The following is a 24,070-nucleotide window of genomic DNA, read 5'->3' as shown; positions in this document are numbered from 1 at the left end:
CGGGGCTGCGGGTGATCTCGCAAGAGGGGGGACATAAGTGACTGACCGCGTGCGTATCGCGATCGTCGGGTCGGGACCGGCGGGGATGAGCGCGGCCGCGCGCGCGGCGCAGCTGGGTATCCCGCATCTTCTGATCGAAAAGACGGACCATCTGTCCGACACGATCTTCAAATATCAGAAGGGCAAGCATGTGATGGCGACGCCCAGCCAGCTCGTGCTGCGTTCCGATTTCGACTTCGACGCTGGCAAGCGGGAAGCGATCCTGGGCCGCTGGAACGAGCAGGCCGCCGCGCAGGGTATCAACATCGCCTATAATGCCGAGGTGAAGGCGATCACCGGCACCGGCGATCCGATCCCGGGCAGCGTACAGAAGATCGTGGCGCGCAAGCGCGACGGCACGACCGACACGAAGGAAATCCAGCGCCTCGCCCCGCCCTACCGACTGACACTGACGGACGGGCGCGAAATCATCGCCGATGCGGTGATCATGGCGATTGGGACGCAGGGCAATCCCAATTTGATGCGGGTTCCGGGCGCCGACCTGCCGCATGTGCAATATCAGCTGGACGATCCCGCCGATTATAATGACGAACATATTTTCGTCGTCGGCACCGGGGACGCGGGGATCGAAAACGCCATGGGCCTCGCCGCCGACGAGGCGCAGGGGAATGTCGTCACCATCCTCAACAGGGGAACGGAGTTCGCCAGCGCGAAGCCCGCCAACGTCAAGGCGCTGATGGCGGCCGCCGAAGCCGGACGCCTTTCGATCATGACTGAATCGACCACGGCGAAGATCGAGCCCGGCTTCATCACGCTCGACAGCCGCGACGGCGAAGTGAAGGTGCCATGCGACCGCATCATCGCCCGCATGGGCTCCGCCCCGCCGCGCGCGTTCGTGGAAAGCTGCGGCGTCGAATTTGCCAGCAGCGACCGCTTGGCTTTTCCCAAACTCTCGCCGGTGTTCGAAAGCACCGCGCCCGGCATCTTCGTCATCGGCGCTCTGGCGGGCTATCCGCTGATCAAGCACTGCATGAACCAGGGCTATGACGTTGTCGAATATATCAACGGCAATCGTGACCTGAAGCCTGCCGACGAACCCATTCTCGCCGCGAAATTCGCCGGGTTGCCGGAAAAGCGCTCGGTCGCGGAATGGCTGGAGTTTCTGCGCACCAACGTGTCCATCCTCGAAGGCTTGTCGCCGCTCCAGATGCGCGAGTTCATGCTGGACAGCGAAGTCCGCGCCTACCGCGCAGGCGAAGTGATCTTCGAAAAGCATGACCCCGGCTCATCGCTTTTCGGCATCGCTGGGGGCCAGGCGCTGGTGGAGGTCGGCCCCGGCACCAACGTGCCGATCGAGGCGGGATTGATCTTCGGCGAGGTCGGCCTGATTTCCGGCCGTCGCCGCGGCTCAACGGTGCGCGCGGGGACGGACTCGATCATGGTGGAAGTGTCGCGGACGGCGGCGCTGAAGCTCATGTCTTCCAACCCGCCCGCCAAGCGCGCCATCACCCGCATTTCGACCGAGCGGCAGCTGCTCCAGATGTTCGGCGCTGGCCTCACGCCCGCTGATCTCGCCGAAGTGCTCGACACGGCCGAAATCCAGACCGTCAAGGCAGGCGAAGCCATCCTGACAGAAGGCGAGCTGGGCAACGACATTTATGTGATCCGCGTCGGCTCCATGATCGTGGAGAAGAAGATCGGCGGCAGACAAGTCTTCCTCTCTTACCTTCCCGCTGGGTCCTATGTCGGCGAAATGGCGCTGATCGCGGGCGGGCCCCGCACCGCCACGGTCAAGGCCACGGTCAAGTCCGAAGTCATCAAGCTGAACGGCGACGCCTTCGCCCGGCTGATGGCCGCCAAGCCCGCACTGCTGGAGCGCGCCCGCAAGGACATGGCTGCGCGGCAGGACGTTAACGCCTTCATCGAAAGCCGTAAGGACAGCTTCTCCACTGTCGTCGACATGTATTCGGAGACGGCAAAATTCCTGGTCGACAACGGCATTGGCGAAGCCACCGACGTGCTGTTGATCGACGAGCATCTGTGCGTCGGCTGCAACAATTGCGAAAAGGCGTGCGCAGACAGTCATGAAGGCCTGTCCCGCCTCGACCGGGAAGCCGGGCGCACCTACGCCCATCTCCATGTGCCGACCAGCTGTCGCCATTGCGAGCATCCGCATTGCATGGCCGATTGCCCGCCCAACGCCATCCATCGCGGCCCGGATGGGGAGGTCTTCATCGACGAGACCTGCATCGGCTGCGGCAATTGCCAGCGCAACTGCCCCTATGGCGTGATCCGCATGGACAGCGTGCCGCCCAAGAAGCCGGGCCTGCTCAGCTGGATGTTCTTCGGCGCAGGGCCCGGGCCCGGCGAGCCGTCGAAGAAATGGCGCTACAAACATGCCGAGCCCGGTGTCGAAAAGCCCAAGAAGGCGATCAAGTGCGACATGTGTTCCGGCATTGACGGCGGTCCCGCCTGCGTCCGCGCCTGCCCCACTGGCGCCGCCATTCGCGTGTCGCCAGAGGATTTTCTCACTGTCGCCCGCCTTGATGGGCAAGCGAACTGATGGCCACCCGCGCACCCTCCGCTCGCCGCATCAAAGGCGAAGTCCTGCATGACGGCTTCCTGCGTCACGCCAATTTCCGCTGGCTGAAGATCGCTGGCCTTCTCTGCCTGCTCGTTATCGCCAGCTATCTGATGATCGACATAACGCCGCGCCATAATGGCGGGAGCTGGTACGGCTATATGCTGGGGACGATCGGCGTCGGCCTGATCCTGTGGCTGACGCTGCTCGGCCTGCGCAAGAGGGCCATGACGCGCGGCCGCTGGTCACTCAAGGCCTGGACCAGCGCGCATGTCTATCTGGGTTTGAGCCTGATCGTCATCGGCACGCTGCATACGGGCTTTCAGCTGGGCTGGAACGTCCATACGCTGGCCTATGTCCTGATGATGCTGGTGATCCTGTCAGGTCTGTTCGGCATCATCGTCTATGCGACGCTCCCCACCGCGCTCAGCAACAACCGCGCGGAAATGACGCAGGTGCAGATGCTCGAAGCGGTCCGCGCCATCGACCGGCAGCTGCATGATGCCGCGCAACCGCTGCCCCAGGCCCAGGCCAGTCTGGTCCGCCAGTCGCTGGATGACGATCCGTTCGGCGGCAGCCTGATCGCGCGGCTTTCCGGCCGCTACCCGCGCTGCGCTACTGCCGCCGCGCAGGCGGCATTGCGCCATTGGACCGGCGATCATCCGGATACCGGCGAGGAGCCCTTGGAAAGGATCGACGCACTGCTCGAGCGCAAGCAGGCGATGCTCGCGCGTCTCCGTCGGCATCTGCGGCTGAAGGCGTTGCTGGAGGTCTGGCTCTATGTCCATGTCCCGGCGACCTTCGCCCTGCTCGCCGCGCTGACCGCGCACATCGTCAGCGTCTTCTTCTACTGGTGAGCGCGCAGATGAGCTTCACAGTCCGCCAGATCAGCCTGACCGCAGATAGCCGCGAGATCGTCCGCAGTGCGACGCTCGACAAGCCGCAGCTGGTGCTCGGCCGTGCATCGACGAGCGACATCCACCTGCCCGACCTCGCGTTGGAGCCCGATCACGCGCGCATCGAACAATTGGACGCCCGCACGGTCCGGGTGCGCGCGACCGGCACGCTCGGCTTCGAGATAGAGGGCCGCACCACCCGCAGGGCCGACATCGACGTCAGCAAAGGCGCGGAATTGCGCTTCGGCGGGCATCGCATCACTGTGTCACAGGAAGATGGCGCAACCGTCCTCACCATCCGCCGCGTCGATGCCGTTTCGGAAGCCTCGGAGGAAAAGGAGGAGGCTCGCGTCTTCTCCCTCGCGCGGCTTGCCCCGCCTAAGCGACTAACCGCATGGGGCCTCGTCCTCGCCATCCTGATCGGCTTCCTCGCCGTTCCGATCTACAGTTATGCCACCCGGCCTGCCGACGACATGCGCAACATCTACAGCGTGAAGGGCGACAATATTAAGGGGGATGGGGCCTGGTCCTCCGGCCCGTTGAGCCAGGCGCACCACGCGCTGGAAGGCAAATGCGAGACCTGCCATCAAAAGGCGTTCGTTTCCGTCCGCGATTCTGCCTGTCAGACATGCCACACATCGGTGCATGACCATGCTCCGGCCGCCCGCATCGCCATGGCGCGCACGGAACCCGGCATCGGCGGCAAGTTCCTGAACCTCGTCGCCTCGACCTTCGGCAAACCCCCGGAAGGTGCCTGCGTCGATTGTCACCGCGAGCATGAAGGCGCTGGCCCCATGCAGCCGACGCCCCAGGCTTTCTGCACCGATTGCCATGGCAGTCTGAAGGATCGGCTGAAGGACACGAAGCTCGCCGATGCAGGGGATTTCGGGACCGCACATCCGCAATTCACGGCGCTGGTCCAATATAATCCCGGTAAGAAGCCGAGCTTCACCCGAGCCTCACTCGACACCAAGCCGATGGACGATAGCGGCCTCAAATTCCCGCACGACACTCACCTGTCGCAGACCGGCGGCGTCGCTCGCATGGCGCGCACGGTGGGCGGCTATGGCGACGCGCTCGCCTGCAAGGATTGCCATCGCCCAACGGCAGACGGCGTACGATTCCTGCCCGTGGACATGGAGCGCGATTGCCAATCCTGCCACAGTCTGGCCTTCGAAAAGATCGGGGGCACGGTGCGGACTCTGCGCCACGGGCAGCCCGATCAGGTGATCGCAGACCTGCGCGCCTATTACCGCTCGACCGCGCCCACCCAGCCGATCGGCTTGAGCGGCATGGCTCGCCGCCGTCCCGGTGATTATGCACAGGGCCGCGTGTATCACGCCTATTTCGGCGCTCAGGCGGCGCGCCCCTCCCGCGCGGGCGACGCGATCCGCGCCGTCTTTTCAAAGGGCGGCGCCTGCTATGACTGCCATATCGTCACCCCGCCCGGCGCGAACGGCAGTGCCAGCTGGAGCGTCACGCCGGTCAACCAGCCGATGCGCTACATGATGAACGGCTGGTTCGATCATAAGGCCCACAGCACCGAGACCTGCGAAAGCTGCCACGCCGCGGCGAAGAGCAACGACGCGCGCCAGCTGCTTCTGCCGGGCATCGACAGTTGCCGCACCTGCCATGGCGGGGAGAAGTCGAAAGCGCCCGTGCCATCGAGCTGCGCCATGTGCCACAGCTATCATGTCGGCGATGGCGCGCCATGGACGCCTGTCCGGGCGACAATCAAGGAAGATCGGGCCACGAGGGAGAAGGACTAGCCATGCTGATCGCGCAGGTTACCGACATCCATCTGGGTTTCGACCGCGACAATCCGGGCGAATTCAATCGCCAGCGGCTTGACCAGGTGCTTCGTGCGCTGATCGACGGCCCCAACCGCCCCGATCTGCTGCTCGCCACCGGCGACCTTACCGAATATGGCGATGCCGACAGCTATCGCCGCCTGGCAGAAGCGTTCAGTCAGTGCCCCTTCCCCGTGTGGCCGGCGATGGGCAATCATGACGACCGCGCCAATTTCGGCCGACATTTCCCGAAGGTCCCGCAAGACGAAGGCTTCGTCCATTATGTGGTGGCAAGCGAGGGCCGCCGCATCATCATTCTCGACACGCTCGAACCCGGCCGCCATGGCGGCGCTTTCTGCGAAGTCCGCGCCGCCTGGCTGGCCGCCCGGCTCGACGAAGACGCACACACCCCCACCCTGATCGTCATGCACCACCCGCCGATTGAGGCAGGCATCGATTGGATGAACACCCATCCCGACGAGCCATGGGTGCAGCGCTTCGCCGCAACCATCGCGGGCCGCCCCAACATCGCCGCCATCCTCTGCGGGCATCTCCACCGCACCATCGCCGCGCCATGGCAGGGCACGACCGTCGCCATCTGCTCCTCGACCGCGCCGCAACTCGCGCTGGACCTGCGCCCCATGGACACCGGGCAGCCTGACGATCGCCCCATGATCGTCGCCGATGCTCCCGCCTATGCCCTCCACCTATGGACGGGCGCTGGCATCGTCACCCATTTCGAAACGGCTGGCGAACGCGCGACGCTGGCGAAGTTTGATGAAAAGATGCAGCCGCTAGTGCGGATCCTGATGGATGAGCGGCCCGCTTAAGGCGGGGCTTATCCCTTCTTCTTGTCGATAAGTACCGCCTGCTGCCATTTACCGGGCGCCTTGTCGGTCCGATGGACGCAGCCCGCCCAGCAACAGGGCCGCTTCTTTCCTTCCAGCAATTCCTCGCGCGTCCGATCAATACGCCGCGCGCGCGTCTTTGCCTGTTTGGCGTCTTCGATCCAGCAGATGAACTCGTTACGGCCCAGCGGCGTCAGCGCCTGCCACAATGCCAGCACCTCCGGCTCCGCCCGTAACGCCGCCTGCAAATCTTCACCTGCTTCATGCACAGTGCCGTGGAAAATGGCCTCGGTCATGAAATGCTCCGTGCAACCGTCCCACCAAGATCAGCGGAAAACGTCCCTCACCGCAACAATGGCGGCCGCCACGCCTTCATATCGACATCGTCGCTGACCTTGTAGGGTATGCCCTTCGAGGTCAGGAACAGCCGTTCCATTTCGCTGCGGGTGAAAGGCCGCGAGCCCAGCCGCCCGAACACCGCGATCTGTCCGCCGGTTTCGTCTACCGCACGGTCGCGGTCAAGGCCCTTGGACAGCGCGACGGCGGGCGTTGACGTCCGTGCCCAGGCGATAAGTTCGGGCTTGGGCGCGGGGGAGAATCCGTAGAAATTGGGCTGGCTTGCCGGGCTGGTCAGCTGGATCACCTTCATGCCGTTCCGCCCGTCCGCGACATAGGCGAAGAGGGAGGCATTGGTGGTGGCGACGATCACATCCTCCACGTCCGTCATCTGCCCGCCGAACGTCTCCTTGGCATAGACGCTCGGCCGGAGCGGATTGGTGATGTTGACGATGGCCAGCCCTTCGGCCTTCGCCGCGACATAGGCATAGGTGCGCGCCAGATAGATGCGGCGCGCGTCCTTCAGCGGAACGGTGGCAGATGGCACCGCCACGGGATCCGTCAGCTTCGTCACGTCGAACAGCTTCAGTCCATCGGCATCCGTCACCCACAGGTAGCGGAACTGAATGGCGCTCGCGCGCGCATTCTTCATCGGCCGGACGGCAGCAAGGCGCGGATGCAGCGGATCGGCAAGGTCCACCACCACCAGCCCCGCATCCGCCGTGATATAGGCGATCTGCCCCGCCAGCTGGATATGCCGCGCCCCGTTCAGCACGCCATCAGGGTTCCAGGTGACGGCGCGTTTCAGGAAATTGTTGCGGAATTCGCCGTCGGCCATGGTCTCGATGTTGACCATGATCAGCCCTTCGATGCTGTCGGTCACGGCCGCATAGCTGTAGATCGGAAGGAACGGCTGTTCCTGATTGATCTCGCGCAATTCCTTGGTGCTGCGCAGCGGGTTTATGGGTTGGTTCGTGGGCAGTGCCATGCAGGTCGCGTTCTTCGACGCCACGCCCGTATTATGGCCGAGCTTCGAGAAGGGTCCGCTGAGGATCGGTTCGGAAAAGCCCTTGTTGGCGATCGATGCGACGTCATAGACGCGGAAGCCGCCCTTGCCCTCCGCAACATACATATATTCGCCGCGCAATTGCAGGCAGCCGACGCGATCGCGCGTGCCCTTCACGACATTGCGGAATTCCTCGACGGCTTGGCTCTCGCCGGAAGCCTTCTTGTCGAAGAACTTGCCGCGAACCCAATTCTTCAGCTCGCGCCCATTCTGCTCGACATGCAGCTTCCAATAATCGGGATAGGCATATTTCTGAAGATAGCTGCCGATCACCGCCTGTGGTTCGTCCCATTCGGTGACACGGATCGCTTCGAACCCGCCTTCCAGACCCGTCCAGGCATTGAGGCCAACGAAGTTCACGAAATTGGTGCCGAGCAGCATCAACTGCGACATGATCGCGTTGTTGTCGTCCTTCGCCGACAGGTGGCAGTCGGAACAAGTCTTCGTCTCTGTTTTGCGCACCGTATGGGGGAAATGCGGGGCGAAGGCTTGGCTTGAAAAGCCGATGCCCGACACGGGCGGCTGCTGGATATAGATGCGTTCGCGGTTGATGTTGGTCGATGACAGCACCAGCGCGGACGTCGACCGCACCGGCGCGGTCGCATTCCCCTTGGTCGTCATATGCTTGCCAAGCTGGAACATTTCATCGCGCGCCACCTGCGGATTATAGGTCGCGAAGTTGCGCGTCTCCTCGCCATCATAATGGTGGAGCGAGGTCTTCCAGTTCGCCTCGATCGGCAAGTGGCAGCCGCCGCAACTGGTGGTCCAGCTCAAGTGACAGGTGAAGCAGGCCATGTTGTCATCGCCATGCGCCCGGTCCGCCTTCGCCAAGCCCGGGCCGAAGGCGAAGCTGCCATCTTCCGCGCCCGATCGGCTCATCAGCTTGGCGCGCGCCGCCTTGGCGTTGAAATGTGGATTGGTGGAATCGACGCTGTCCTTCACCAGCGACACTTCCCATTCCAGGGCAGGATCGACGATCGACCGCTGGATCAACTTGCGCCGCCCGCTCGCGTCATAATACCATTCGAACCGGCGCTTGCCGTCCGGATTGCGCAGCAGCGCCAGGTTGGTGCCCTTGGGCGGCGCGGCCGGTCCGGATGTCAGCAGCGTCGGATAGGCGTCGGCGGTGCCGTGGCAATCCTTGCAGCCGATCTCGATCGCGTTCGCAACCTCGCCATAGATGAAGCCATTGCCATGGCTGTCCTGCGCGAAATGGCAATCGGCGCATTGCAGGCCCTTTTCGGCATGGATGTCCATGAGGTGGACCGACTTGCCGGGATTGACGCCGGGCTGAACGAACTTGCCCTCGCCTTTCTTCCGCCACTTCTCCGGATCGTCGTTCGGCACGATCTTTCCGTCGGCGTCGAGCAGATTACCCTCCCGATCGCGCTTGAAGACGCCGCGGAAGTTCCAGCCATGGCCGTGATAATCGGCGAACTGCGTATCCTTCGCCTTGTCATTGAGGTCATAGACGTTGCGCAGGAAGTCGAGGTTCGACCATTTGCCGCGCGGGCCAGCGCCTTCGGGATTGCGTTCCAGCGTCTGGTGCGTTTCGGCAGCCGTCGGGTATTTCTGCTTTTCCGGCCACATCAGGCCTGCGTCGGACTCATAGTCCCACATGGTGTAGCCCAGATAGCTGTTCAGGAAGATATTGGGCTGATGCATGTGGCAGTTCATGCACTGCGCGGTCGGGATGGCGCGGGTGAAGGTGTGGCGGATCGGGTGTCCGCTTTCCTTGACCGCCGCGACGGGGTGATTGGGCGCCTCTACGCCGTGCGCGCCTTTTAGCGCACCGTGTCCGCCCTTTTGATGCCCGGCGTCCTCGGCATGCGCTATCTTGTTCGCGATCGTCGGATCGATGGTCGCCGTCTGCCCGTCGCGGCCATATTGCGCGTAGATCAGGCTGTGGCGCGGTTCCCGGTCGTTGGCATAGACGACATGGCATCCCGAGCAGCCCGAATGGCGATAGTCGCCGGGCTGATCATTGGTCCCCATGAACCACATATAGGGGTCGTTTAGGCGCGTCTTGTGCAGGTTCAGCACGGGGATGGCGACGCGCAGGCCGGTGCCCGGCCCACGGCTCGACTGCTTGAGGTCGGGTCGGCCCGGCTCCTCCAGCCGCTGGATCGATCCGGTCGGGTTGGGCAGGCCGATTTCAGGAAATTGGGTAGCGATGTTGCGCCCGCCGCGCTCGAACACGCGGAACACGTCGCCCGGCGGCGTCACCTGCCAATTGGGGAGCGGATAGAGTTCGGCCAGCGCGCCGCGCGCTTTCTGCTCGGCGGTCAGCGTACCCGGAGGGGAGCCCGGCGATATGATCTTCGCGGGCTTTCCATCCCTGGTGTAAGCCTCGCCGAAGATGTAGTTTTTGTAAGGCACGATGCCATTATTATAGGCCGCCCCGCCCCACAGCATCGCGCCGGATGCCATCAGGGAGCGCTCCGCCGCCTCGATCGTCTGCATGTGGCACGACCCGCAAGCCTCGCGCGCCACGCGATAGTCGCTGGGATTGACGAAGCGCACGAACTCGGGCGCTTCCCGGTTCAGCAGCGTGTAAGTCCGCTTGGGATTTGCCGAGGATGGATAGTGCCAGCTACCCGGATAACGCGGCAGGACGTGCGCCTTGTCCCGCGCCGCGACATAGGCGGGATCGTCGAAGCCATGGGCCGGATCGCCCCGCACGGTCGCATCGCCGCCATGGCAATCGACGCAGCCCAGCATCACCGCTGGGGTGGCATGCATCGACGGTTCGTCAGTCTTGGTATGGCAGCTGTAGCAGCCTTCCGATTTAGCCGCGACCTGATCGGCTGTCTGGCTCATCGGCGCGGGGGGCGTCCTGGGATAGACCCGTTCGACCGGCTTTTCCGCATCGGACGCGTGCAACACGACGACCGGCACCGTGAGTGCGGCGAGCATCAGCAACAGAAAGGCAAAGATCGGCCGCATCAATAACTCAGGATCAGGTTGCCGAGCACCGAATAATAGTTCCGGTTGCGCTCGCTATTGGTGAAAAGGTCGCGAAAGCCCGCGCCCGGCAGCAGGGTCGCGCCCGACAGGCGAAAGACGATATTCTGCGTCGCATGCGGCCGCCAGATCGCGGCGGTGGACAGGTCCCAGCCGATCGCCTTGGGAATGCTTCCTTCATTGCGCAAAGCCTGCAGGGTCGCCGTATTCTGGAACCAGAGATGGTTGGCGTTGGCCGACAATCGCAGTTCAGGCAGAATATCGAAATCCGCGCCAGCGCTCAGCAGCATCGTGCCGGGATTGTTGAAATTGGACTGGCCCTGCTCCTTCGAGGATCGCAGCGAATTCAATATGCCGTTGCGCCCGTTGATGCCGATGGCCCGCCCGCCGCCGGCGAAGGGGATTGTCTGCCTGATCCAATAGCTGGTGTCCGCGCCCGCAAAGATGGGGTTCTCGAAAATCGCGTCGAAGCCGTTTTCGCGATCGTCATAAGGATCGCCATCGCCGCTGGCATAGAGCCCCGACAGACGGAAGCGCATCCAATCCTTGTCGATGCTCGCCTCGGCAGCAGCGAAAAAGGCCCTGATCTGCGCAGGCTTCGACGTAAAGAAACTGTTTCGATCCTCTCCCAAGGCCCCGTACACCGAAGCCGTCAGGTTGATCCGCCCGATCCGCCCGTCAGCGTTGTAACCCAGATAGACGACATCATAATCCCGGCCGCGTAGATCGCCCAGCAGGGCGGGCCGCACCGGAAAGCCATTGTCATCAACCTCGGTCCGCTCCGCCTCGCGGTTCATATTGTAAACGGCGGTGATCTGGCTGGTGAGGCCGGGGATCAGGAAATCCTGCCGATAGAGGTTCGCCAGGAACACCCAATCGCGCCGGGGGGACTGCACAACGCTGTTGAGGCCACTATTCGTGTCCTTTTCCAACCGCCAGAAGGCCGCGAGGTTGAACTGAAAGCGGTTATTGTCGCGGTTGCCGAACAGCCGGATGCCAAGCTGCTGGTCGTTGAACAGGAAGCCGCGAAAGTCCGACTGAAAGGGCTGGATGCCGACGCGGATCGAGCGGAAGTCGTAGCGATCCGATGTGTTCGCCAGGTGATAATCGACGAACAGCTCCTGCACGCCAAGGAAATGATCTGTGCGGCGCGATGGTTTGGACGGCTCGACGAACAGCACCCGCCGTTCGGGCACATTCACATGATTGATGTTGTAGGCCAGCGTCAGCCGATATTCGATCTCCGGCGGCTTGAAGGCGGTCGATCCCTTGATGAGCGCCACGCCGCCGATGAAGGTCTGGCTCAGCACATAGCTGGCATCCTTGCCGAACACATCGATGCTGCCCGGCCGCTCGGTCGTCTGCACGCCCACGGGAATGGGAAAGGTGCGCGGCTCTATCACCGTGTCGCTCACCGCATTGGCGACGAAGAACCAGTCATCGCCCTTGATCGGCAGCCACTTCACCTTTTCACGGTTGATCGGCCGGTCGCCCTTAAGCGTATTCTGTCCGTAGGGATCGAACCAGCGCTCCTTGACCATGCCGAGAGATTCGATCAGCCGCCAGCGATCCGGGATCGGCACCTGATCGACCGGGAAAGCCTCGGGCGGCGGCGCGCGCACTGCGCCCGGATTGTCCTGCGTCACCGCTTCGGGCAGCGGGGCTTCATAGCCCGGCCTGCGGCGGCCTTCTATCGACTGATCGTCCGCGCCAACCTCCGGCGCATTCAATATCTCTTCCCAATTGTCGGGCGGCGGCGGCGGCACGGGCTCGCCCGGCTGCGCCAGCGCGAAGAGCGGCAGGAAGGCGGCGACCCCCATCGCTACAGGCCCTGACACACATTTTGCGACGAACTGTCGAGGAAGGGCGCAAAGGGACAGCTCACATAGCGCAGCCGCACGGACGCGTTGCCCAGGTCGACAACGATCCGGTCCGCGCGGATGGCAGCAGGGGCATTGCCGATGCCGCCGCCGCGCAGGCCGCCATTATGCGCGCCCAGGAAACTGATCATGTCATCCTGATCGATGCCGTCACCCGACACGCCGATCGCACCAACCAGCACATTGCCGCGATAGATGGGGACGGAACCGGGGAAGATCTGGATGCCATTTTGGATGCGGTTGCCCGCGCCGACGCCGGTCACCGCAGAGCAGCGCTGCGGCGTGTCGGTCGCACTCGCGCCCGTCACATAGGCAAGATGGGCGGCCAGATCACCCACGACCAGCGCGGATTGCAAGCCTGTGGAGAAAGGATTGAACTGCGCGATGGGGCGGGAGAAAGGCCCGTTGGGCCGCCCCACCTCGCCGTCAGGAAAATAGGGGCGTGACAGATTGCCGTTCGCACGATCGGTGAAGGCATGGGTACCGGTCAAGGCCGCCGGATCGTTGAGGAAGGCCTGCGCCTTGCCCACAAACGCCGCCACGTCAGCGCTGCTGCTCGCCAGCAGGTCCGGCGCGGCGTGGCTGCTGGAGAAGAAAGCCGCCGTCCGTGCCTTCTGCAAACTGACGTCGGTGCCGAAGATCGGCGCGTCGGGCGATCGCACGATGCCCAAAGCCGCGCCCCGTGTATCCACCACGCTGATCGTCACCTGCGCCCGGCTGTCGAGCGGCTGCCTGATCTGCGCCCGCGCCCGGCTCATGATTGTGAAGGCTTCCTCCAGCACCGCCGTCACCTCGGCGGCGGTCAGAGGCTGCGTCACATCCCCCGCGTCGGTCGCGGCTCGGATCGGGAAACGGTTATTCCCCGACCCATCGGTCAGCACGAAGGCGTCGCGATTGGAAAACTCCGCCACGCGCGAAGCCCGCACGCCTGAAAGCTCGCTGCCATAGGCGACGCCCGCCAGCACCATCGGCGCGGGATCGCCATAATAGCCGCGCACCGCCACCAGACTCCCCGCGCTGCCGTTGATAGCGGCGAAGCTGACCGCGCCGCTCGCCTTCAGCCCCGCATAGGCAGCGTCCGAATAGCGAAGCGACGTGCCGTCAACAAAGATGCGGTTTGCGCGGATACTATCGGGCGCTTCAAAGCCCAGCGTTCCGGCCAATGCGATATATTCTTCCGGATCATTGTCCGTGTCGGTGACATCGGGATCGGAGCCATAGACCCCATCGGCCATGACGCCGATGCCGCCGACCACGACGCCATTCTTATAGAGCGGGAAGCCGCCCGGATCAGCCGCCAACCCCAGCGGCGACCGCTTGGGCCCGATCATCGCCATGGCGCCCGACGAGATGTAGCGCGCGGATAGGTCCGAACAGGGGAGCTGACTGAACTGCACGCCGAACAGCGGCCCGCTTTCGAGACCCACCGTGCCCGGCGCGGGCGGGAAATGCTCCTGCACGATCATGCTCGCTGTGCGGGTCGAAAAGGCATTGCCGCCGCTCGACAGATATGCCCCGGTGATAGCCTTGCTGATCGCGCCCGCCTCGGCCGGAACCGTCAGATTTTGCGCATCGATATTCTGCCCATTGGGCGCGGCGCTGGTGGTAGCGGTCGCGCGCGCGCCGTTCATGCGGAACACGGCCAGCACATTGCCCACCCGGTCCGTCACCGCGATGACCGCGGGGAGGCTGCGCGCCTGCGCCTCAGCTGCGGCGTGGGCGACGACAGTCTCTACATCGGCGACCGTCAGCGCCTCCTGTGCCGGATCGGCATAAAGGCGTGTGGCGGTGGGTGTAGGCGTCGGCGTCGGGCTGCCCCCGCCGCTTGGGCCATCATTTCCGCCGCCGCCGCCGCAAGACGCCAGCATCAATGCGGACAGCGCCGCGAACGCGCTCAACCTGTGCCGGAAGCCTCTCACCGCAATGCTCCGATACTGCGCGCCGCGCTGCCCAAGGCGCTGCGGAAGGCGGCGGGCTGATAGCTGTTGGGCTCCTTGACCGCTGCATAGGCGCGATTGACATCCGCCCGGATGCCCGCAGCTGCGCCCACCGTCACGCGCCCAGACTTCACCATGGAGTTGAGCAATGTGTCGATCGCCATCACTGCCTGCACCGACCCTTCATAGTCGGTGAAGCGCGGGCTAATTGCCCCGCCTGCGATCTCGCTCACAATGGCGAACGCCATGTCGCCGCTCGTCCTTGCGCCCGCAAATCCGTTCGCAAGCGCGCCAGCGCTCGCGGCCAGCTTGCCCGCTGCGGCGACAGCTGCTCCCCGATCCCGCGCGATTGCGGCATGAAAAGCCTTGCTGTCCGCGTCGAACCGGCCCGCCGCTCCCGGGGCGATCACCTTTGCCGCCGCTGACAGCATGATCATATTTTCATCATTGAAAGGGGGCATGCCCACCGGGATCGGCCGTCCGGGGTTCGCTTCCCATGTCTTGCTGCGCTCGGCCTGATCATAGATGCGCCGGTGGCAGCTCTGGCAGTCGAAGAAGTAAAATTCGGGGAACGCGCCTTCGCTTCCCTTGGCAGAGGCATAGAGGGTGAGCGCCCGCTCCACCGCCATCGCCTGTCCCACGGCCCAAAGCTTCAGGCTGTCCGTCCGCCCCTTGCGCCGGACATAGTCGGCATCCTCGTCATGATGGGCCTGCATCGAGGAAAACAGGTCAAGCTCGAACGACACGCGCGGATGCCCGGCGGCCATCATGCGATGGTCGACAAACTGGCCCGGCCGATCGCTGCCGAAATGGCAGTCGAGACAAACGGCGGCCCGCGCCTGAGGCCGGTCGAGCGGCATCATTCCCGCCGCGACGTTGGACGCATGGGTCGCGCCCACGGCATAATGGCTCGCGATCCAACCGCCTGCCGCGCCGTGGCACGCCTCGCACCCGACGCCATCGCTCGCCAGGAACCGCGCGCCCGTTGCCGCCGCCGGGGTCGAATGGCAGCCGAGACAAGCGGGCGCCGCTGTAGGATCGCCGAGGCCCAAGGTCGATGCGATCTGCCGCCCGCGCGTGCCGGACAGCACGGCAAAGGCGCGGGCGTGCGCCCCGCCTGGGCTTGAAGGCTCCTGCCAGCGCATCAGTTCATCCTGACGCACGACCTTGCCGTCGCCTTCCATGCGGCCGTGGCAGGTGGAGCCCGCACAGGACGCAACGCCGGTGAAGCTGCGCGTCGCCGGAGCAGCGTCAGCCGCGCCACGATCGCCACCGGGCAACAGGCACAGCAGCAGGACGAGCAGCATCACCGCGCCCAGCATCATGCCGGCCGCGCGCCTGCTCCATCCATGGCCCATGAAGCCCCCCATTACACGCCCCCTTGCGCGCGATCGCTCTTGCCGCGTCCGCCCCGCCCTTTCAATCCCGTTTTGCTTGCTCTTTCCGCTTATTGCGCATCGCAGGCCGGTTCCCCTGGGCCGCCGCAGGGACGATCCCACAAGTCCTCATTGCCCGCGCCCGTCACCGGTTCGTCAATGAGCGGCGGATAGCCCTCCGTCACCACGTCGCGCAATTCGATCAGCGCGGTCGGGAAGGTACGCGACACCGCCACGGTCGGGTCCAGCAAGCCCTCGAATGTCTCACGGCCATCCACGCTCACCGTCGTGCAGGCGCCCAAGATGAAGCAGCCGTTGATCTTCGATCCGGCGGCGAAGCGCCCGTTCACCGTCACCAGAGGGATGACGTCCAAGCCGGTGGCAAAGGTTCCGTCTCTCATCGCCAGTCGGCCGTTGATCGCGATCTGCGGCCGTCTAGTTCCGCCGCTGATGATCAAGCTATTGGCGGTGAAGCCGCGCCGGTCCGCAAAGCTCGTCGAAAGCCCGCTATTCTGAATGAAGATGCCGTCGGCCGCCGCGAGCCGGATGGTCCCGGCCTGCAACATGCCCGCTTCCAGTGCCAGGCCGTCATTCTGCGCCAGCCGCAATTCACGCGCCGCGAGCGAATCCGCCGCGCGCACGTCGGCAATCGCCTCTGCGGTGGCAGCGTAGATGGACGGCGCCTCAAGCGTCAGCACGCCCCCTAGCCCGCCATTGCCATCGCTGACCGCAATCGACCCGAGCCCGGCTATGACCTCAAGCGCGTCTCCTGCCGTCAGGGTCAGCCCGCCCGTGCCGGTGCGCCCGGTCATCGCGACCGCTCCCTGCACGCGCAGCAGGCCTGCCGCGCCGATGCTCACAAGGCCGCTGCCCGGAAGGATGTTCGTGCCGATGGTCACATCGCGCACGACCACATCGCCTGCGCCGAATATCGCGATGTCGGCTGCCGAGACACGCGCCAGCTCCGCCGCCGACAGGCTGTAACCTGCCGTGGTGTCACCGCCGCCAATGGCTGCTTGAGCGCCCAGGGCGTTGAAGCGCAACAGCCCCGTGGCGCTTACCCGCCCGTTCGCCGAAATGACGATGTCGCCAGAGCCGATCGTTACGGCCTGCCCACTCGCCTGGCCGTCGACCGCTATCAATCCGGCGGCGTTCAACATCAGGTCGCCACTGGCGACCGCATTGGCGATCGTCATGCCCCCGCTCGACCCAAGGCTGATGTTCCGGCCCAGCGCGGCGATGGAGCCCTGCGCCAACAGGTCGTTCACCACAAGGTCACCAGTGCCAGCGTCCAGCGACGCCGCGCCACCCGAAGCCAGCGATTGCGCGCTGATGCCCACTCCGGTTAGCGCCAGGCTGTTACCTGCGACATTGACCAGGGTGAGTGCACCGGCAGCAGTCATAACAATGCCACCCGCCGCTTGCGCATCGGCGATGTTCAAAGCACCCGCTGATCGCAGCAACAGGCCGCCATTTCGCGCGGTCATGGCATTGGCGCTGATGCTGCCCGCGTCGATGTCGATCGCACCGGCGAGTAGCTGACCGCCAAATTGGGCCACTGCGCCGCGTTGCTGCAGCAAGCCGCCGATGTCGCTGCCACCAAGGTGAAGGCTGCCATTGACGATCAGGTCGGCGCTGGTCACCGCGTTGCCGATCTGGACGCCGCTTGCCGCACTGAGTGTCTGGCTGCCAACCGCGAGCGTCCCGATGTTGATGCGCGCAGCTGATAATGTGCCGCTTCCCGCGCCGATCGCCAACGTGCCCCCGACCACAAAGTCGCCGCCGATTGCCATGCCCGAGCCGCCCAGCGCGTTACCGCTCGCGTCTGCCATGTCGAGCAGCCCCGCCGACGACAAATTCCCAAGGCGGATGCTACCCGTGCTGCTGCCTAGGCCGATCGCTGCCCGCCCGCTGGAAAAGACATCGCCGCCCGCGCCGTCAACGCTGCCCTGCGCGAACAGGCGCAGATCGCCGCCCGCCGTCAAAGCGCTGCCGCCGGTCAAGGCGATGTCGCCGCCGCGCGCCAGGAGAGTCAGCAGCCCCACTGAGCGTAGCGATGCCCCAGCCGCGCTGATGGCGCCGGGCGTGTTGAAGTAGATGCTCGCCGCCGAAAGGCTGTCGGCGCCCTGTGCCCGCGCTCCATGGCTGAACGCTACGCCTGTTCCGGAATAGCCGGTCAGCGCGCCCGCCGCCGCCAGCCCACCGCCGCCGGTGAAGGCGAAGGAGAGCGGACCCTGTGTCAGGAAATCGGTTGCCCCGCCGACCCGCACGATATTGCCCGATGCTGCGAAGCTGATGCCGGTAAAGCTCGGCACCACCGCTCCCGCAGCGTGCAGCGTCATGGGTCCGTTGACGACCAGGCCGCCCGCTGCTGCCGTGCTGCTGTCAGCGAAGCTGATCTGGCCGCCGGTGTCGCCATTGGCTGTCATGATCAGCGATGCGAGTTGCCGCTGCACCCCCGTGCCCAGCGCTGCACCGCCTCCATTGGTAAGGCGCGCCGTGCCGCCGCTGGTCAGTCCGGCCAGCGCACCCGCGCCGCCCAGCCCTGCGACGCCATCCGCTACGATGGATAGGGGACCAATCAGGAAATCCGCGTCGCTCGCCTCGAATGAAGCGACGCCGCCAGCACCGGTCCCGCCACTGCCGCCCGCGCCATTGGCCAGAGCCGGATCGCTCGCCGTGCCGCCATCGGCTCCTGCGCCGCCTTGGCCGACAGCGGTGATGCTGTAGGCGGGCAGCGACGAAAAACTGCTGTTTACTCGCCATTTTCCGCCATTGATCCGCAATGTGGCGGCGCCCGCCACCGCGTTGCCACCCGCTCCACCAGCGCCGCCTGCGGGACCGTCGAGCCCCGCCGATCCTGCGCCGCCCGTCGCATCCCCGCCGAGCATCAATTGCGCGCCGGTGAGCAGGCTGCCCCCCCCATCGACGGCAAGCAGCGCCGTTCCCCCAACCGCGTTGCCGCCATTTGCGCCCGCAAGGCCGAGTCCACTCTGTGAATTGCCAGCGCCGCCTGATCCGCCAAAGGCTTGCGCCAGCACGCCGATGTCGCCTGCATCAAGAGACGTCGACCCGCCGGTCAGGCCAAGCGTCGCCGTGCCGCCAAAGGCGTCGCCGCCCCGGCCTGCTGCGCCGTTCGATGCTGTTCCGCCAGCGCCGCCAAAGCCCGATGCCGACACGCGCAACTCACCGCTGACGCTGGTTGCGCCGAAGCCGATATTGAGTGTCGCGGTGCCGCCTGCGCCATTGCCGCCCGCTCCGCTGCTACCGCTGGTCGCACCCATACTGCCGATGCCGTCCGCGCTGACGATCAGGCTGGCGAAGCTGGGATCGACGTCGATCAGCATGTCCGCCGTGCCACCCTGGCCCGATCCACCGGCGCCGCCCTGTCCCGCGCCATAAGCGTAGATGGGCTCACCGGTGCCTTCGTCAAAACTGTCGATGTAACCGTTGATACCCGCCTGTCCGCCTTCGCCAGCGGCCGTGACTGTCAATGCGCCGATCGCATGGCCTTCGTTCAGATAAGCGACGCGTGCCGTGCCGCCAGTGCCGTTACCAGCCGCACCGCCTGCTGCATCGCTACTGTTATTGCCGCCAGCGCCGCCACTGCCTGCGGCGGACACCAGCAGCGAGGGTGCGGTCAATGCGCCGCTTGCCAGCGTCAGTTCCGCCGTGCCCCCCGTTCCGTTGCCGCCCTTGCCAGCTGTGTAAAAGCCGCCCGACCCGTCAGACCCAGCGCCGCCGCCAGCACCGCCATGGCCCTGCGCCAAGACGCTAAGGTCTTCGCTCACGATGATCTGGCCAGTGCCGCCTGCTCCCGTCAGCAGACGGGCGGTGCCGCCGACGCCGGCGCCGCCATCCGCGCCGTTAGGACCGTTATAATTATAGTAGGAATAGGGGTCGCCGCCGCCACCCGCCCCGTTGGCCTCGACTATGATGCTGTCCGTAGTCAGCGCGCCGCCTCGCGACTCCAGCACAGCGGTGCCGCCGATGCCCGCGCCTGCAAGGCTCGACACTTCGTCCGCCGCGCTGGCCGCCATCGCTTCGCCGCCGGTGCCGCCCGCTCCCAATTCCAGCGTGGCGATGGTTGCATTGCCGCCGGTCATCAGGAACTGAACGGAGCCGCCTTGCCCAATCCCCGCCCGGAACTGCGTGACCCCATCACCACATTGCGGGCAATTGACGTAGGACGATCCGCCACGCCCATAGGCGCCGCCGGAGAGCGTGGTGGCTTCAAAGCTGCCGCCTGCGACCAGGAAGTTCACTGTTCCGCCGGTGCCGTTGCCGCCGTCGCCCTGATTGAAGTCCGATCCGCCAAGGCTCGACGCTGCCAAGAAGACTTCCGACATTTCCGTGGATGCGCCTTCAGCCGAAGCAAAGACGTTGCCAAAGCGCATCACGGCGCTTCCGGCGGCGCCCGCGCGGCTTTCAACCGTTATGCTTCCACCCAGGCCGTCTCCGCCTCGACCTGCGACGCCGTCGCTATATTCTGTGCCGCCACCAATGCCGTTCGCTTGCAGATACAGGTTGTTACCCATTGTGAAGTCAGCGTCAGTGGCGTGAACGAGCACCGACCCACCGGTGCCGTTCGCTCCATTCGCGCCATAGCCACCACGGCCATCCGCACTGATCGTGCAATAGAAACTACAGTCAGCGGTGAAGCTGCCACGCAGGCCACTTGTCGCACTGGCCGACAGGGTGATGCTGCCACCGCGCCCTGTTCCCGCGACGCCGCTCGCATCGCCGCCCGACGCATTGGCATATATGTCCAGATAGGCGGTGGTGATGTTGCCGCCCTTGGCCGACACATCGATCGTCCCGCCGGTTGCGTTGCCGCCGGTTACAGGTTGCGAAGAATAGCTTGCCGTCCCCGCCGATGTACTCAGCATCATGCCGCCGAAATCGATCTCGCCTGCCAGGGAGCCACTCGGCCCAGCGGCAGTTTGCGCCGAGACGGTGATGGTGCCGCCGGTTGCGGTGCCTGAGCTTTCGCTGCCGATCCCTGCCCTGGCGTCGGCATCAGCGAACAGATTGCCCGCGCGGATCGATCCGCCCGCAGCGATGACATTGATGTCGCCGCCCGTCGCATCACCGCCGTTCAGCACGGGAAGGCTGAAATCCCCGAGCCCAACGGCGCCGACGTCCAGTCGCATTGTGCCCGTGACGGCAATCTGGCCATTGGAGGCCGGTAACGCACTGCCGCCGTAGGTCAGAACGTCGATCACCCCGCCGACGCCGCCGATCCCGGCAGTCAGGTTCATACTGCCCGCGCTGATGCTGCCGCCCTGGTCAGCGCGTACGGTGATCGCCTCGCCAGCTTTCAAATCAATGGCCCCGCTTGCCGCTATACCTCCCGCAGCACCGGATTGCAGCGTGATCGCCCGATCCGCCGTCAGGTTGACGTTTGCGAAGTTTGCATCTGCGCTTGGCTGGACGATGATGTTGCCCGACGCTTGCGCCGCTACATCGGGCTGCCAGGTCCCGCCGCCGATGCTGATGCTCGCCTCGCCCGTGCCGGTGACATTGCGCGGGCCGATTGCACCGCTTGTGACGTCGGAACCTGCCGACAGGATAACGCCGCTGTCGCTCTGGACCGCGCTTGCCGCCGCCTCGTAGCCGACATTGCCCGACAGCAGCATGGTAAGCGCGTTGTTTTTCGGAACCGCGACCATGAAGACTTTTTGCGCGGCAGTGCTTGCCGTGGAGTCCGGACGTTCGGTGCTACCCGTGTGTACCACGCCATTGGCGTCGGTCGTGCCAGCGCTGATGCTGATGTCGAACAAGCCGCCGTTGATCCGGATGTCCGCCGCTTCCGCGCCTACATAGGCTGCGGCGCCATCGACCCTGACCGTTCCGCCCTGCACCACGCGCGGCGCTACGAGCGCAACATAGCTGCCGCTGGTCAAGGCGTTGATCTGCGCGCCAGGCTTCAGCTCGACCGAGGATAGGACGTTGCTCGGCCCCCGGAAGCGGATTTCGCCATTGCTTCCGTAAAGCCCGCCTGTCGTATCGATATCGTTGCTGGTCAGCACGAGAGAGCCGACGTTGAACACGGCTCCCGGACCGGCGACGATGCCGCCGGGGGCGTAGAACCACACTTTGCCACCTGTACCGCTGCCAACCTGGCTTTGCACCGTGCCGTTCAGTTCCACGATGCGCGACGTGGGAATGCCATTGGTCGGCAGGATGCGGTTCAACACCGTGAAGTCGCTAAAGCCGCTGAATGTGACTGTGCTGTTTTGCGGCAGGAAGTCGATAGGACCTGAACCGTTGGGGTCAGCAGGCATCCAGTCGATGATCGCCTCGGAAGAATTCAGCGTGATGGTTTCAGTATTAGCTGACGACCCCGGCGTGAAATCGACAGCTCCCGATTGCACCGTGGGGGAGCCCTGAAACGCCTTGTTGACCTGCGCGATGCCAGCGCCGCAACCGACCGCCAATGCAACGGCGCTGGAGCGGCCCAGCAGGGTCCAGAGCCAGTATGTGCTATGCTTCATGGACATCAACGCCTCCACGGCAGGATTTGCGTGGTGAAAGATAGAAGCAGGCGGGTGTCGCCGCGCTCGGTCTGAACGCCTGCCCGGCGCAAGGGGGTCGCCAAGGTGAGGTCGATCCGCGCACGGTTGGACCAGGTCGCCCTTACGCCGCCACCTGCCGAAAAGAGCTTCTGCGGATTACTTCCGGCCAAGGCGCTGCTGTGACGCCACATCCAGGCCCCGTCGAAGAACAGGAAGGGCTGAAGCGCGATGCCGCGCGGGCTGCGCGGCAGGATGTGTCCATAGCGGATTTCCGCGCCGAAGCCGATGCCGCTGTCCCCCGTCAGGGTGCCTGGATCATAGCCGCGGCCGACCGTATAATTGCCCGCGCTCATCTGCTCATAGGAGAGCAGGGCGTCTGGGCTATATTGGGCGCGGGGCGAGAGGGCGAAGGCCAGCTTGGGCGCGGGGCGATATTCCGCCTGCATGCCTGCCCTGACCAGAAAGGCCGAAGCATCGCCGTCCAGCTGGCCAGTGGGGATACAAGCCCCTGCCGCGCCACAAGGCTCGCTCGCGCCCAGACCGGCGAGGCCCTGACGCACCTCCAGATTTCCGCCGATCCGCCATTTGGGTTCGACGCCCGAATAGCCGGCCGTGCTAACCAGACTGTCAGCATCGATCGCTTCGCCTTCCAGCCGCAGGAATACCACCCGCAGCCGATCGCGGGACAAGGGCAAGGAACCGACGCGTAAATCCTGATTGACGACATCAAGCCCGCCGCTCGCCAGCAGGGTATGCACCTGCCGCCGCACCAGCGGGTAAGACAGCGCCGCCGTCGCGATCATGGTTTCGGACTTGAGGTCGAGCCCCTCGATATCCGGCTTGCTCCAGGCAAAGGTCAAGTCGCCGGACAGTCGCAGACCGTCGCTGCCCAGCGCCATGCTGTGCCCCGCCTGCAATACCGTCTGCTCGTCGGGCTGCACGGTGTTGAAGATGCTGAGTAGCGTGCTGTCGCCCATGCCGGTCAGGTCGTTGAAGCGCACACGCGCCAGACCGCCGAAGCGGCCGACGGCATTGCTGCCGAGGTTCTGGACATTGACGTCCAGCTCAACCCGGTGGCGAATCACCTGCACCTCGCCAACAACCTCGCCCGGCGCTGTCCCGGCGGGCCGCAATGCCAATCGCACATCATAGCCGGGCAAGTCGCGCGCCAGCAGCAGGTGCCGTTCCGCCTGATGCACATTGAACAGTGGCTGACCCTTCAGCGCCTCCATATGCGCGGCGATCAGCTTTTCACTCCTGCCGGCGTCGCCCCGCACTTCGATGGTGACCAGCCGGGCCATCAATATGTCGAAGCGGACAGTGCCGCCCTTTTCGATCCGCTGCGGCGGAACCTGCACGGCCGCAAGATAGCCCAGTTGGCGGAGCGCCGTCGCTGCCCGGTCGCGCACTTCGCACAGGCTCGCGATCGGAATGTCGCGCCCGGCCAGATCGCGCCAGCTATCCTTCAATATGCTCGCATCGACGCCGCGCAGGCCGTCGAACTGCACATCGGCAAAGTTCACGGTGACGTTGGCGAAACGGGGATCGGCCAAGGGGCACGGCGCCCGTTCGACGCCGCCTTCGACGCGAAGGCGGCTTCCCTCGCCCGCCACGTCGGCAGCCTGTTGCCCCGGAGACAGCTCCTCGCGAGTCGGCGCGCGCGGCGTCGCCTGGGCCAGTGCGGCGGTCGGCACCATCGCCGTCAATGCCAGCGCAAGCCCCCACTGCGCCCGCCCATTCGTGCGGGATATTGCCCCCTGAAACCCCATCGACGTATCAACCCCCAAAGTAGGAGGGAAGCGGCCTTATGGCCTGTCTTCCCTGCCGCTGCGACCGTCCGGGTGCAGGCGCTGTGCCCGCCGCCCGCTCGCTTATCAA

The 24,070-nt window shown here is 65.0% G+C and carries 11 protein-coding genes; 4 read left to right on the top strand and 7 right to left on the bottom strand.

From position 1 onward, the window contains the following. Positions 1 to 85: 85 nt before the first annotated feature. From ACYU8T_RS16385 to ACYU8T_RS16370, 4 genes are read left to right on the top strand one after another with little or no spacing between them, the layout of a single operon-like run. Complete coding sequence (locus tag ACYU8T_RS16385; RefSeq protein ID WP_461160405.1) at positions 86 to 2,563, top strand: cyclic nucleotide-binding domain-containing protein; 2,478 nt, start codon at positions 86 to 88, stop codon at positions 2,561 to 2,563. Further along, positions 2,563 to 3,438 carry a hypothetical protein gene (locus ACYU8T_RS16380; protein WP_461160316.1) on the top strand — a complete coding sequence of 292 codons (876 nt, stop codon included), beginning with the start codon at positions 2,563 to 2,565 and terminating at the stop codon, positions 3,436 to 3,438. The genes ACYU8T_RS16385 and ACYU8T_RS16380 overlap by 1 nt, the downstream gene beginning before the upstream one ends. Before the next feature lie 8 nt (positions 3,439 to 3,446). Beyond that, a complete protein-coding gene (locus tag ACYU8T_RS16375; RefSeq protein ID WP_461160315.1) occupies positions 3,447 to 5,246 on the top strand; it encodes a cytochrome c3 family protein in 1,800 nt (599 codons plus the stop codon). Between the two features lie 2 nt (positions 5,247 to 5,248). After that, positions 5,249 to 6,097, top strand: coding sequence for a metallophosphoesterase (locus ACYU8T_RS16370; protein WP_461160314.1), 849 nt, complete (start codon positions 5,249 to 5,251; stop codon positions 6,095 to 6,097). 8 nt (positions 6,098 to 6,105) lie between these two features. Here ACYU8T_RS16370 and ACYU8T_RS16365 read toward each other — a convergent pair whose 3' ends face one another. From ACYU8T_RS16365 to ACYU8T_RS16335, 7 genes are all read right to left on the bottom strand, one after another. Further along, on the bottom strand, positions 6,106 to 6,411 hold the full coding sequence (locus ACYU8T_RS16365; RefSeq protein ID WP_201516352.1) for a YdeI/OmpD-associated family protein: 306 nt from the start codon (positions 6,409 to 6,411) through the stop codon (positions 6,106 to 6,108). Between the two features lie 47 nt (positions 6,412 to 6,458). Next, positions 6,459 to 10,463 carry an LVIVD repeat-containing protein gene (locus ACYU8T_RS16360; RefSeq protein ID WP_461160313.1) on the bottom strand — a complete coding sequence of 1,335 codons (4,005 nt, stop codon included), beginning with the start codon at positions 10,461 to 10,463 and terminating at the stop codon, positions 6,459 to 6,461. Further along, positions 10,463 to 12,301 (bottom strand): hypothetical protein, encoded by a 1,839-nt coding sequence (locus ACYU8T_RS16355; protein WP_461160312.1) that lies wholly within the window; start codon positions 12,299 to 12,301, stop codon positions 10,463 to 10,465. The genes ACYU8T_RS16360 and ACYU8T_RS16355 overlap by 1 nt, the downstream gene beginning before the upstream one ends. A 2-nt stretch (positions 12,302 to 12,303) precedes the next feature. After that, a complete protein-coding gene (locus ACYU8T_RS16350) occupies positions 12,304 to 14,229 on the bottom strand; it encodes a heme-binding protein (RefSeq protein WP_461160404.1) in 1,926 nt (641 codons plus the stop codon). Positions 14,230 to 14,276: 47 nt separating this feature from the next. Next, on the bottom strand, positions 14,277 to 15,668 hold the full coding sequence (locus ACYU8T_RS16345) for a multiheme c-type cytochrome (protein ID WP_461160311.1): 1,392 nt from the start codon (positions 15,666 to 15,668) through the stop codon (positions 14,277 to 14,279). 77 nt (positions 15,669 to 15,745) lie between these two features. Then, entirely contained in the window at positions 15,746 to 22,177 is a 6,432-nt protein-coding gene (locus ACYU8T_RS16340; RefSeq protein ID WP_461160310.1) for a histidine kinase, read from the bottom strand. After that, positions 22,177 to 23,961, bottom strand: coding sequence for a ShlB/FhaC/HecB family hemolysin secretion/activation protein (locus tag ACYU8T_RS16335; RefSeq protein ID WP_461160309.1), 1,785 nt, complete (start codon positions 23,959 to 23,961; stop codon positions 22,177 to 22,179). Before ACYU8T_RS16335 ends, ACYU8T_RS16340 begins: the two co-directional genes overlap by 1 nt. Positions 23,962 to 24,070: the final 109 nt, after the last annotated feature.

The sequence above is a fragment of the Sphingobium sp. TomMM35A genome, assembly GCF_054771735.1.
Note: the sequence above shows the minus strand (reverse complement) of the source record. Positions and strands in the feature narration are given on the sequence as shown.

Bases quoted from the DNA above. Each gene is read 5' to 3' on its own strand.
- ACYU8T_RS16340 (WP_461160310.1), bottom strand. From the start codon at position 22,177: ATGTCCATGAAGCATAGCACATACTGGCTCTGGACCCTGCTGGGCCGC.
- ACYU8T_RS16375 (WP_461160315.1), top strand. From the start codon at position 3,447: ATGAGCTTCACAGTCCGCCAGATCAGCCTGACCGCAGATAGCCGCGAG.
- ACYU8T_RS16350 (WP_461160404.1), bottom strand. From the start codon at position 14,229: ATGCTGGCGTCTTGCGGCGGCGGCGGCGGAAATGATGGCCCAAGCGGC.
- ACYU8T_RS16335 (WP_461160309.1), bottom strand. From the start codon at position 23,961: ATGGGGTTTCAGGGGGCAATATCCCGCACGAATGGGCGGGCGCAGTGG.
- ACYU8T_RS16355 (WP_461160312.1), bottom strand. From the start codon at position 12,301: ATGGGGGTCGCCGCCTTCCTGCCGCTCTTCGCGCTGGCGCAGCCGGGC.
- ACYU8T_RS16380 (WP_461160316.1), top strand. From the start codon at position 2,563: ATGGCCACCCGCGCACCCTCCGCTCGCCGCATCAAAGGCGAAGTCCTG.
- ACYU8T_RS16360 (WP_461160313.1), bottom strand. From the start codon at position 10,463: ATGCGGCCGATCTTTGCCTTTCTGTTGCTGATGCTCGCCGCACTCACG.
- ACYU8T_RS16385 (WP_461160405.1), top strand. From the start codon at position 86: ATGAGCGCGGCCGCGCGCGCGGCGCAGCTGGGTATCCCGCATCTTCTG.
- ACYU8T_RS16370 (WP_461160314.1), top strand. From the start codon at position 5,249: ATGCTGATCGCGCAGGTTACCGACATCCATCTGGGTTTCGACCGCGAC.
- ACYU8T_RS16345 (WP_461160311.1), bottom strand. From the start codon at position 15,668: ATGGGGGGCTTCATGGGCCATGGATGGAGCAGGCGCGCGGCCGGCATG.
- ACYU8T_RS16365 (WP_201516352.1), bottom strand. From the start codon at position 6,411: ATGACCGAGGCCATTTTCCACGGCACTGTGCATGAAGCAGGTGAAGAT.